8 protein-coding genes are annotated in these 12,889 nt (G+C 51.4%); 4 read left to right on the forward strand and 4 right to left on the reverse strand.

What is annotated here, in order from left to right; genetic code table 11:
• Positions 1-160: 160 nt before the first annotated feature.
• From ACYUJT_RS08385 to ACYUJT_RS08395, 3 genes are all read left to right on the forward strand, one after another.
• Positions 161-1,192, forward strand: a complete 1,032-nt coding sequence (locus tag ACYUJT_RS08385; protein ID WP_460320496.1) for a LacI family DNA-binding transcriptional regulator — start codon at positions 161-163, stop codon at positions 1,190-1,192.
• Positions 1,193-1,284: 92 nt separating this feature from the next.
• Positions 1,285-1,947, forward strand: a complete 663-nt coding sequence (gene pgmB / locus ACYUJT_RS08390) for a beta-phosphoglucomutase (RefSeq protein ID WP_460320498.1) — start codon at positions 1,285-1,287, stop codon at positions 1,945-1,947.
• Between the two features lie 89 nt (positions 1,948-2,036).
• Positions 2,037-4,355 carry a glycoside hydrolase family 65 protein gene (locus tag ACYUJT_RS08395; protein WP_460320500.1) on the forward strand — a complete coding sequence of 773 codons (2,319 nt, stop codon included), beginning with the start codon at positions 2,037-2,039 and terminating at the stop codon, positions 4,353-4,355.
• Between the two features lie 232 nt (positions 4,356-4,587).
• On the opposite strand, the gene ACYUJT_RS08400 is transcribed toward ACYUJT_RS08395, so the two are convergent.
• From ACYUJT_RS08400 to ACYUJT_RS08415, 4 genes are all read right to left on the reverse strand, one after another.
• Positions 4,588-5,166 (reverse strand): LOG family protein, encoded by a 579-nt coding sequence (locus ACYUJT_RS08400; protein WP_460320502.1) that lies wholly within the window; start codon positions 5,164-5,166, stop codon positions 4,588-4,590.
• Between the two features lie 795 nt (positions 5,167-5,961).
• Positions 5,962-7,926, reverse strand: a complete 1,965-nt coding sequence (pulA, locus tag ACYUJT_RS08405; RefSeq protein WP_460320504.1) for a type I pullulanase — start codon at positions 7,924-7,926, stop codon at positions 5,962-5,964.
• A gap of 94 nt (positions 7,927-8,020) precedes the next feature.
• On the reverse strand, positions 8,021-8,959 hold the full coding sequence (locus ACYUJT_RS08410; protein WP_460320506.1) for a LacI family DNA-binding transcriptional regulator: 939 nt from the start codon (positions 8,957-8,959) through the stop codon (positions 8,021-8,023).
• Positions 8,960-9,151: 192 nt separating this feature from the next.
• A complete protein-coding gene (locus tag ACYUJT_RS08415) occupies positions 9,152-11,272 on the reverse strand; it encodes a DUF6359 domain-containing protein (protein ID WP_460320508.1) in 2,121 nt (706 codons plus the stop codon).
• 206 nt (positions 11,273-11,478) lie between these two features.
• Here ACYUJT_RS08415 and ACYUJT_RS08420 point away from each other — a divergent pair, with 206 nt between their 5' ends.
• Positions 11,479-12,804, forward strand: coding sequence for a hemolysin family protein (locus tag ACYUJT_RS08420; protein WP_460320510.1), 1,326 nt, complete (start codon positions 11,479-11,481; stop codon positions 12,802-12,804).
• Positions 12,805-12,889 lie beyond the last annotated feature (85 nt).

Here is a 12,889-nt window from a genome sequence, read left to right on the forward strand (position 1 = left end):
TTCAAAACCGTCATTTTTTACGCCTGAACTTTTGAAAAACACATCATTTTTAATAAATATGCCCCTCAATACGGTATTTTGTCGGGGATTATCTATTTACTTTCACTAACCTTTGGATTAAGATTACAGTGTAAAGCAAACGGTTCCACAGGAGGTAATTATGGCTGTAACCATTAAAGACGTTGCAAGAAAGGCCGGAGTATCTCCCTCCACCGTGTCCCGGGTGCTGTCCAATCATCCAAGAATCAGCACGGAGACTTCCCAGAAAGTAAGGGCCATTATGGAGCAGCTTGGCTACCATCCCAACATTATGGCGAAGAGCCTGGTATCCAAGACAACGAACAGCATATGCATCATGCTCCCGAAATCAGCCGAAGAATTGTTCTCGAATTATTTCTTTATGGAATTGATCCGCGGCATCGTCACCCAGGCAAGCCGTTTGGGATATGATGTACTTATCAGCTCTGGAGCCAATGAGAAGGAAGAGGTCGAAAGCGTGTCCAGATTGCTTAACGGACGCAGAGTCGATGGAGTCATCCTGCTCTATTCCAGAACGGATGATCCGGTTATCGATTTCCTGGAAGAGCATGACCATCCTTTCGTCCTTATTGGGCGGAGCGACAAATACCCCGACATTCTGTCCGTAGACACCGATAACGTTCAGGCATCCTATGATGCGACGAAGCACCTGATTTCGCTCGGACATGAACGAATCGGCTTTGTCAGCGGCCCACCGGAGCTTGTCGTCTCGAAGGACCGGCTGAAGGGCTACTTGAAAGCTCTCGCTGATGCTGGACTGGAATCCCGTCCCGAATGGATCGTTGAAGGAGAATTTCTACAGGAAAGCGGCTACCGGGCCATGTCGTTCTTTATGAATCTTCCGAATCGGCCGACCGCCCTCGTACTGATCGATGATGTCGTCGCCTTCGGTATCTTGCGCGGCCTGCATGAGCTTAACTATAAAGTGCCCGAAGATTTGTGCCTGGTGAGCTTTAACAACATACCTTTGTCCGAATTATCGACCCCGCCGCTGAGCAGTGTGGATATCGGCATCTACAACTTGGGATATACCGCTTCCCAGATACTTATCCAGTCGATCAAGAATAATCAGGACACTTCCTATCAGAAGCGCCAGATCATTCCGCATCGATTAATGATCCGTGAATCGTCCATCCATTCCGTCCGCTCCTAAACGGAGGAATGATGAAGAAATAATTGAAGCGTTGCTGCTTCATTTATTTTTTAACTTTTTGTTCAAACGTTTGCGCTAAAGGAGGAGAGGTTATGACCTCAATCAAAGCATGTCTTTTCGACCTGGACGGCGTCCTCGTCGATACGGCCAAATATCATTACCTGGCCTGGAAGCGGCTCGCGGACGAGCTCGGGTTCGCGTTCACCGAACAGGATAACGAGAAGCTCAAGGGTGTCAGCCGCATGGCATCCCTGGACATTCTGCTCAGCGTTGGCGGCCTGCAGTTCGATGACGCCAAAAAACATGAGCTCGCCGAGCGGAAAAATAACTGGTACTTCGAATCCATTTCCAAAATGGATCATACGGAAATATTGCCAGGTGCCCTGGATTTCCTTAAAGCCTGCCAGGAGAACGGGCTGAAGACAGCGCTCGGGTCAGCCAGCAAGAACGCGATGACCATTCTCAACAATACCGGCCTCACCCCCTACTTTGATGCCATCATCGACGGGACCCATACGGCGAATGCCAAACCCGATCCGGAGGTATTCCTTCTCGGAGCGGCAGCCCTCTCTATCCCCCCAGGGCAATGCGTCGTGTTCGAAGATGCCGAGGCCGGGGTTGAAGCGGCGCATCGAGCCGGCATGAGCTGTGTCGGTGTTGGCTCGCCCGCGACGCTGGGCCAGGCCGAGCTGGTCGTGCCTTCGCTGCAGGAAATGACGGTAGAACGCCTTAAGGAACTGAACCAGGTTCGTTAGGCTGGCCTGCTTCAGCCACCTTGGCGCTTACTCGTCCGTATGAAAGTGCAGTTATTACTTCATCATATGATTAAAGGAGTCTGGTTATCGTGAGACAATATCTGAAAATCAATGAATGGTCGATCATCGAAGAATCCTTCGACCCGTCGACGCATGAAATATCCGAAAGCATATTCAGCATCGGCAACGGATTTATGGGCCAACGCGCCAACTTCGAAGAGAAATACAGCGGTTCGTCCCTACAAGGCAGCTACATGGCCGGGGTCTATTACCCGGACAAAACGCGCGTCGGCTGGTGGAAGAACGGATATCCCGAATATTTCGCCAAAGTGCTGAACAGCACGAACTGGATCGGAATCAACGTATTCCTTGATGGCACCGAGCTCGATCTTGCTAAATGTAAAGTCAGCGACTTCGTTCGCGAGTTGAACATGAAGGAAGGCACCTTGTCCCGCCGCTTCAAGGCGGAGCTCGAGGATGGCAAGCAAGTTCAGGTGGAGGCGCTGCGATTCGTCAGCATGGCCCGCCATGAAATCGGAGCGATCCGCTACGCGATTACACCGCTGAACTTCAGCGGGACGATCCGCCTCGTTCCTTACCTGGACGGGGATGTGCACAATAAGGATTCGAACTATGACGAGAAGTTCTGGCTGGAAGTGGAGAAAGCGGCGGCGGCGGACATTTCCTACCTGACGCTGAAGACGAAGAAGCTTGATTTCCATGTCACCTCGGTGATGACGTTTGATGTTTTCAAAGACGGAAGCAAGCTGAATCTCACCCCGTCCCTGAAGGAGCACGACAAATTTGTTTCCAGTGAAGTGGCTGTCGAAGCAGCCTCCGGCGAGCAGGTAACTCTGTACAAATATGTAGCTAACGTTACATCCCGCAACCATGGTCTAGGCCAATTAGTAGAGGCCGGCACAAAATCGCTGACCGAAGCGAAAGAAGCCGGGTTTGACACGCTGCTTCGCGAACAAGTCGATACCTGGGCCGCGAAATGGAGCGAGAGCGACATTATTATCGAAGGAGACGAGTCCGCGCAGCAGGCGATTCGCTTCAATATTTTCCAATTGAATCAGACTTATACCGGTGATGACGACCGTCTCAATATCGGGCCAAAAGGCTTTACAGGCGAAAAATACGGCGGCAGTACCTATTGGGATACAGAAGCCTACTGTCTGCCGTTCTACCTCAGCACCGCGGATTCCAGCATTGCCCGCAACCTGCTCATCTATCGCTACAAGCATCTGGAGAAGGCGAAGGAGAATGCCCGCAAGCTCGGCTTTGCCAAAGGCGCCCTCTATCCGATGGTGACGATGAATGGCGAGGAATGTCATAACGAGTGGGAAATTACGTTCGAGGAAATCCACCGCAACGGGGCTATCGCGTACGCCATCTACAACTACGTTAACTATACCGGGGATAAGTCGTATCTCGGCCAATACGGCCTTGAGGTGCTCGTAGAAATTTCCCGCTTCTGGGAAGAGCGCGTCAACTTCTCCAAGGATAAAGGCAAGTACGTCATGCTTGGCGTTACGGGGCCAAACGAATACGAGAACAACGTCAACAACAACTGGTACACGAACAGGATTGCTGTCTGGACGCTGGAGTATACGCAGGAAGTCATGAGCTACCTGAAGGAGCATGAGCAAGCCCGTTATGCTGAACTCGTCGACAAGCTGGAGCTGAAGGACGAGGAGCTCGCCAAGTGGAACGAGATTATCGGCAATATGTACTATCCGTACGATGAGGAGCGCGACGTCTTCCTGCAGCAGGACGGCTTCCTCGACAAGGACATTATACCGGTCAAAGACCTGAAGTCCGAGCACCTGCCGCTGAACCAGAACTGGTCCTGGGACCGGATTCTCCGCTCCTGCTTCATCAAGCAGGCCGACGTGCTGCAGGGGATTTACTTCCTGGGCGACCAGTTCGACCTGGAGACCAAGAAACGCAACTTCGATTTCTATGAGCCGCTGACGGTACACGAGTCCTCCCTGTCCCCATGTCTTCATGCGATCATCGCTTGTGAACTGGGCTATCAGGAGAAGGCGTACGAAATGTACCTGCGCACGGCGCGCCTGGATCTCGACAACTACAATAACGATACCGAGGACGGCCTGCACATCACGAGCATGGCTGGCACCTGGATGTCCGTAGTTCAAGGCTTCGGCGGATTGAAGGTCAAAGACGGAGCGTTGCAGTTGCATCCGTTCGTCCCTTCCCATTGGACCGCCTTCTCGTTCAAAGTGATGTTCCGGGGAGCCCGCCTGAACGTCAGCGTAACCGAAGACAGCATTACGGTCACCAACGAGACCGAGACGCCGGCATCGATCGTCATTTACGACCGGAGCTACACGATCAGCGGCCTAGGCGAAGTGCAGTATGCAAGATCGTCTGTGAAAATATAAGCATCAAGCAAAAAAGAGTGTCCCTAAACGCAATGCGGTAGGGGCACTCTTTTTACTTATTAACGGATCATAAGGCCTACTGCAGCTGTGCCGCGCCGGAAATGGCCTCGGAAAGGAATGGGTTCGTAATATCCGGAAGGATGACTCCATTAATAAGCCAAACAATCTGCCAGCGAACTTCGTTAAAGCTTGCGCAGCAGATTGCCGTAATCCATTGTTAATTGTCAGCGGCTTAGACGAGTTCCTTCCACTTCTTCTCCAGTACCTGTGGCTGGTAGGACTCCATCAATTGCAATAATTCGGCAGGGTCCGGGGAGATGTTGATCAAGCTCAGGTGAGAAGAATTGGAGAAGCCCTCTTGAATGCTATGCTCGACCATATGAAGCAGCGGATCGTAGAAGCCACGAACATTCAGAAGACCGATCGGCTTCTTATGGATGCCAATTTGGGACCAGCACAGCACCTCGAACAATTCCTCGTACGTGCCAAAACCGCCGGGCAGAGCGACGAATCCGTCGGCCAACTCCCCCATTTTCGCTTTTCGCGCATGCATGCCGTCCACTTCGATCAGTTCGGTCAACTCCCGGTGCACCATCTCGCCCGAAAACAATCCCGATGGCATGACGCCGATCACCTCTCCGCCGGCAGCCATTGCGGCATTGGCCGCTTCTCCCATCAGCCCGATCCTCGATCCGCCATACACCAGACGGTACTGGTGCTCCGCCAAATGACGCCCCAGCTGTCCGGCAGCCTGCTTATAGTCTTCATGCGAACCTAAATTCGAACCTGCAAAGACACAGATCGTTTTCATTCCATCATCTCCTAATTTCTGAATGCGCAACTTATATGAATTGCAATCATCTTTATTACTATATTTTGCACAACAATTATTTTCAATATGATGCCGGGTTAATAACGTACTGTTAAAGTTAGTGGTGTTTGGTGACATTGCGTGAAATCAAGCAAACCGCACTTTTACCCAATTAGTCTGTAACATCAGAGATATGATGCAAAAGCGACTCGGCCCATTGAATATGGAGTCTATTCGGGAGTGGTTTGTTAGAGATTGTTAGATCGTTGGTGGGTGGCGGCCATCCAGCCCCTGGTTTTACTAGGTCATTTAAAAACTAAATGTATTTTATACAGCTAGTTAAGCTCTTTTATAAAAAATACATGCGCTAAATGCAATACATGCAGTTAGTTTGCCTGAATGGGGCTAATTCGTGGAAATAACTTAAAACTAAATGTAGGTTTTGCAGCTAGTTCCCTCTAACATTGCTAAAAACGATGAACTAACTGCAGGAAATACATCTAGTTACCTTACCTTACCTTACCTTACCTTACCTTATCCTGACCATCTAGGAACAGTCATATATCAGTAGTCTAATCACTTGGAGAGAAAGACTCTAGTTCAATTCAATTAAGGAGCAATGAGGAAAGCGCAGCATTTTCTTCGTAAATTCATCAAAATGGACTGGATCCCGGGAAATCTTCTGCACTTTCGCATCAATTCGGACATCAGCATCATTAAGAGAAATTTCCTGCATTATTGCATTATTGCAACATCTCTATATAAAAGAAGCTTTCGGCTGTACTGTTCCCACAATTACTCCGTAACCGTAAGAACAACCATGCCGAGGCCATTTACCTCTAAGCGGCGGTCTTCCAGCGCGGCGACATGCTCGCCTCCGAAGCGAATCGCCCAGTCCCCGAGCTCGGGCAAGTTCAACAGAATGGATTCCTGCGTGCTCTTGTACAGCACATAAATATGCTTGGCGACATCCCCGCCCGCATGGTTGCGCAGCGTATAAGCTACGCAATGCTCCGGCACCGGCTCAAAACGCAAATGCTCGCGAATCTGCTCCGCCGTACGCAGACGAAACGCCGGATGGCTCTTACGCAGCGCAATCAGCTCCATCATATAGGCTACGTCGTTTTGGCGTGCGGCGCAGCGTTCCCAGTCAAGCCAGTTCACCTCTATCGGGGATCTGTAGCTGTTCTCTTCCCCGCCCTTCGTTCTCATGAATTCCTGTCCCGCATGAAGGAATGGAATGCCTTGGCTCGTCAGGATCATTGCCGAAGCCAGCCGATGCATGCCACTGCGGTGCTCTTCAGACTCGATGACGGCAGAAAGGACGATTTTATCCCATAAGGTATGGTTATCATGACATTCGACGTAATTTACGGATTGGCCTGGCTCAATGGCAAAATTGCGGATACCCCCGTCATAGTCAATGGCACCGACGATTCCCTCCCGAATGAGTCCCTCGTAGCCGGCACCGCCGCTGATAAAGCCTCTCTGAGCAAAATAAAATATACTCCCTTTAATCGCGTCACGGTAATCATCGTTGAAGTGTCCGATTCCTGGGAACTTGGCGGCATTGTTCTGATGTGCTCTTTGCTCATCCGGCAGAACTGTGCCCATAATCCAGCCCTCCCCGATCGTGATGATCGTAGGATCGAGTTCATCCAGCCGCCTCCGAATCTCGTTCATCGTTTCTATGTCCATCAAACCCATGAGATCGAACCGGAAGCCGTCCATATGATATTCCGCTGCCCAGTGCAGCACCGAATCCACGATGAATTTCCGCATCATGGGCCGTTCCGAAGCGCATTCGTTGCCGCAGAACGAACCGTCCGACAGCGTGCCATCCTCCTTGTAGCGCAGATAGTATCCCGGCACAAGCTTGGTGAAGTTGATCAAATACCAATCAAAGACATGATTGTAGACGACGTCCATAATAACCCGGAGCCCCCGCTCGTGCAGAGCTTGTATGGCCCGCTTCAGCTCGGTTATGCGCAAACCCGGTACATAGGGATCGGTAGCATAAGAGCCCTCGGGAACGTTGTAGTTCTTGGGGTCATATCCCCAATTGTACTGCGGCTGATCGAGCTTCGTCTCGTCCACGCTCTCGGTGGCATAGTCGTAGACGGGGAGAAGCTGAACATGCGTCACGCCAAGCGCAGCAATATGATCCAGACCTGTTAAAATACCGCTGGGTCCCCGGGTCCCGCTCTCCGCAAGTCCAAGAAATTTCCCCTTATGCTTAATTCCGCTGTGGGGGTGGCTGGACAGATCCTTGACATGCAGCTCGTAAATGACCGCATCAACCGCAGCCTCGAAAGGCGGTCTACTATCATCTCCCCACCGCTCCGGGTTCGTGCTCTGCAAATCGATCACAACACCGCGGTCCCCATTTACACCGACGGCTTTTGCATATGGGTCGGCTGCTTCGTTCCAGTCCTGCCCGATCTTGACGCGGTACGTATAGTAACGCCCCTGGTGATCTCCCTCCACGACCAACAACCAGGTGCCCTGAACATCGCGATTCATAGGCAGCACCTGCGCAGGCTTCTCGTCGTTCCATGACTCATAGAAAACAACCTCCGCCTCCGAAGCTGTCGGCGCCCAGAGCCGGAACCTGCTCTCCTTCAGCGTGTAGGTGGCACCCAGATCATCCCCGCCGTAATAGAACATTTCATCAAACCGTTTATTGAAGACGGATATTCCTCCAGTTACCGCAAGGTCGCCATAATCGACGACTACGTCGTGCTTCCGTTGTACCGCCAATGTATTCACTCCAATCGCGAAATATCGTGCTTAACTTAAGCGCTTAAGCGACTATATGAGCGGGATTATATCACCGTTCATTTACAAGTGTCAATCAGCCGGTGAATTCGCTCATCGCAGGGGTTACATAACTATAATCCTCAATTTCATCATATTCCTTGCGGAGCAGCTTCTCCATAACGGCAATCGCCATTTGGGCTTTAACCCCGTTATCTAACACGATGCGCCGCACTCCGTTTGGCAATAAATACTCCGCGCCGGCATTTGCAATCACAATCATATCCTCAGCCCGCATGTAGGGCGCGGCCATGACTGCCAATAACTCATTTGCAAAAATCCCAGGCTGCCCCGGACGGGCTAGAATGTACTGCTCCAGTCCTTCCCGCGTATCCATCCGATATACATTGTCCGGGCGAAAAGTTTCCGTTAATGCCTGTTCCATTCCGAAATTATTGAACTTCCCTGTCACGAGGAATGGCTCCCCACCGACGGTTCGCTCGCCTATCATTCCTGCTGCTTGCCTGATCGCGGATCGATAATCGGGGACTACCTTCCGGAACATCGTATCCTCGATATAGCTGTCGATAACGATAATCGGTACGGTAAATTTGCGTGAAATGTTGAAAAAACGCTCTTCCGGCACATCGATGAGAAACAGCGCGTCGAGCGTTCTTTTTAGAATAATATCCAGCTCTACTTGCACGCTGTCCGTACCTGCCACGATCACGTCGTAACCCTGCTCATTCAGCAGCTCCTGCAGCCGCATCGTCAAATCGTGATACCTGCTCTTATGCCACGGCTGATCATTATAATCTTTAAGCGTGACGATCGCGACGAGCTTGGAAGATGTATTCCCTACCAGGCTGCGCGCAGCCATGTTGGGAACATATTGAAGCTGGTTGGCTATATCGAGAATCCGCTGCCGGGTTTCTTCGCTTATTTTTTGCTTCGTATTATTGTTGAGCACATAGGATACCGTAGCCAAGGAGACATTGGCTGCCTCGGCGATATCCTTCATCGTTACCTTGTTCATTTCTCGTTCCCCCACCAGATCGCTGTTGGCTGTTGCTTATTATTCCTATCATATCCGAACGGCGTACCAGGCACAAAGTGGAAAGGAGATATCCTCAATTTAGCACGAAAAAAAGGACAGCCCCTCGCAGGGTCTGTCCTTTGCTTGCCATGTCCATTTTCATGCTACTGTATGTCCAAGAATGAACGAACATTAAGCAGCATGCAGCGCAATATTGTCGAGCAAACGATCGGAAAATACTATCCGGTGCGCAGTGACCGGAAGGACACTCGTCTGAGGAAGCGGCTCCGCGCTTACATTAGCGATCGTCACCGTCTTCGTGATCACGTTGGCGCTATCCTGCTTCAAGCGCAAATTCGCCGCTCCCGCCTGATTTGGCTTGAGCTGGACGATAAGATCTTTCGAAGCCTTGCCCTGAGCATTGGCCGTCAGAGAAAAGCTCGGGCTGTAGCCGTAAGCGGACCACGAGCCATCACTATTTTTGAACCGGGCGATCTGCTCGCCGCCGCTAAGATATATTCCAACCGCAAGACCGGTTACCGTCTGCCCCGGGTTCAGGCCATCGGCGGTCAAGCGGATCGTAAATTCCTGCGCGCTGGGCAGCTGGGATTGGTGCACGAAGGCATATACTGGCTCGACCGCCGGCAGCTGTGAAGAGCCGTAAGAGCCCGGCTTGAAGGTGGACGGATCATACCACTTGTAGCCCGCAGCGGGCGCTGCCCAAGGCTCGGGCATCGGCTCCGTTGAAGCCGCAGGGGTCTCGTCCGCGCGCAGTAATGTCGGCGTATCAAGCGCAAGTCCAGATACTTCACTCAGTGAAGTGTAGTTTTCCTTATGGGCGAGCCATTTCACGGTCTGAACGAGAAACAGCCCGTCATCCACTTCCTTGAAGCCGTCATACGTCGTCTTTTTCGCTCCGGTCTCCTCGCGGACGTACTTCGGCGTAGCGTCCTCAACGGGCGAAGAGTCGCCGATGAACGCCGCTTTGCCGCGTCCAATCTTGGCGATGGCCGCATACGGTCCTTCAGCCCGGCCGCCGCCGTTATAGACGCCGCTATCCACGGCGCTTCCCCACTTCGGCGCACCGGATGGAACGTATACGATCCCCTTGGCCTTCGCCGGATCGATGATCGCCAGCGTCGAACCGGCATGCATGGCGACTGCGCTTACGCCCGACGTAATCCCGAACGATTGGGACGGAGCGACAATGTCGGTCGCGTTCACGTCGCCGAGCGCATTATAGCGGAAGCGCACGCCAAAATGATCGGCAAGCCAGTCCGAGCTTGTCACATTCTGCATCGCCGGGGAGGACGCTTCTTCCGCGCTCATGCCCTTGGTCGGCAGCACGTAGGCGCCGCGGCGGTAGCCGTTGAATACCTCGGAGGAATCCCAGCGGTTCTTATTGCGATCCGCATTATAGTGATCCGAGATAAAGAATACAGCGCCTCCCCCTTGAACGTACTGAACGATCGCGTCCTGCTCAGCGGATTTGAAAGGAATATTCGCTTCGGGAATGACGAAGACGTCATAATCTTTTAGCCCATTGTACGTAATGGCTGGAGTATCGAATCGATGAGGGGCTGTGCGCTCCAGCGACTCTACTGCAAACCCTGCCGCCCGCAGCCCGTCGGCGAAATCGGAGAACGCCCCGTCGACGACCCAATCGGCGGCCCCTGCTGTCTGGGCGTGGGCGTTGTCGAAGAGCACTCTTTTGCCCGTGCCGTCCGGCAGCGTAGGATTTGTTCCACCCCCAGGCTGGCCTGGCTGTTCTTCGCCTGGATTCGGCTGCTCAGCATCCGCCAGCTGAATTGCGGACACGCTCTTAAGCCCAGCAAAGTTATTATAAGCCGCAAGGGCTCCCGTTACATTTACGCGCTGCCCGATCAAGCCCGGATTGCTTTGCAGCCCGAACTGGTCTCTGAGGCCAGCAGGAATTTGCACATCGACCAGCTTGGCCGAACTGCGCTCATCCGGACTATCGGCGATCAACAAATTGTAGTCATTCGCGAAAGGACTCTGGAACTTTGCCGTCAGCGAACCGGTAGCATGTCCAACAATATAGCCGGCAACCTGTACGGACTCCCCGTTGTTTCCTTTGGCAATCGCGTCCGCTACGGCAAGCGGCGCAGCAGCTGCTGCCTGCAAATCAACGCGCGCGGTTACTTCAGCATTCCAAGCGCTTTGCTCCTGGCTGGCCTGAAGCCGATATTCCTGTGCATTTGCTCCTGCAGGCGTAAAGCCAACCAGCATTGTTGCCGCAAGCGCACCCGTCACTGCCCAATTCAGCCACTTCTTTGCCCACTTTTTACTCATTCGTAATCGATTCCTCCTTCACCTTAAGTTCATGGATTACTTCCTCATCATAAACACGAAGGAATTCCTTACGATGGGTTTATTGTAAAATTATTGTAAAATATCATTATGGCTAAATTGTTTTCTATATTAGCTTTCCATTTGAGCATGCTATATAATTAATAGTATTTCATATATTTTATTTCATGAAGGAGTAGATGAATCGAATGGATAGTGACAGGCTTTTGGTACTAAACTTGGTGCTGGTCGCCATACTAATCGGGTTTACAGCGTTTTTCGTAGCCGTTGAATTCGCAATTGTGCGAGTACGGGCAAGTCGGGTGGATCAATTGATAGCTGAGGGAAGCAAAAATGCTCTTGCCGTTAAGCAAGTAACCAGCAATCTGGACGGATACTTGTCGGCCTGCCAATTGGGAATCACGATCACGGCGCTCGGACTTGGTTGGTTAGGGGAGCCGACAGTGGAGAAAATTCTTCATCCGCTGCTCCACAGTTTGCATGTACCTGAAGCAGTAGGCAAATTTATTTCATTTTTCATCGCTTTTGCCGCGATTACTTACCTACACGTCGTGGTCGGAGAATTGGCTCCGAAGACGATCGCCATCCGCAGAGCCGAGCAGGTTGCTTTGCTTACAGCAAAACCACTGATTATTTTCACCAAGGTTATGCATCCTTTCATCTGGGTGCTAAACGGGTCTGCACTCCAGCTTGTACGCCTGTTCGGAATCAAGCCCGCCAGTGAAGGTGAAGAGGCTCACTCCGAGGAAGAGCTGCAGATTATCATTAACGAGAGCTTCGAAAGCGGTAAAATCAATCAAAGCGAATACGGGTACGTGAACCGGATTTTTGCTTTTGACAATATGCTTGTCAAAGAAATTATGGTTCCGCGCACCGATATGGTGTGCTTATATACAGACAAGTCCCGCGAAGAGAACCTGGAGACGATCAAGGAGCAGCAATATACCCGCTTTCCTGTCGTCGAGGGGCATAAGGATAATATCGTGGGAATCATTAATACGAAGCAGTTTTTCCTAGCTTACGAGGATAATCCCGATCTGGAAATTTCCTCGATCCTGCAGCCAGTCATGGCAGTATCCGAGGTAACGCCGGTCAATGAGCTGTTAAAAAGAATGCAGCACGAAGGTACTCATATCGCCATATTAATCGATGAGTACGGCGGCACGGCCGGATTAATCACCATCGAGGATATTCTCGAGGAAATCGTCGGCGAAATCCGAGACGAATTCGATAAGGAAGAAGAACAGCCGATCGTCCATCTGGATGAATATCATGTAGTAGTCGACGGCAAAGTAACGATTAATCAGATTAACGACATTATGATGACCGAGCTGAATACCGAGGATGTCGATACGATCGGCGGCTGGTTATACGGTATGAATCCGGAAATGAATGAAGACGAGACGTTCGAACATCAGGGGCTGATCTTCAAGCTGCTGGAGAAAGAGCCGCACCGCTTCAGAAAGCTGGAAATCATCAAGCAAGTCGCTGAACCCCAGGAAGTTCAAGAGTAAGAAAAAGAACCTCAATCCCGAATCCTTTCGGAGATTGAGGTTCTTTTGATGTTTGTAAATGAGCCACAGCAGGATACTTCCCTCG

This window comes from Paenibacillus sp. YSY-4.3 (assembly GCF_054767475.1).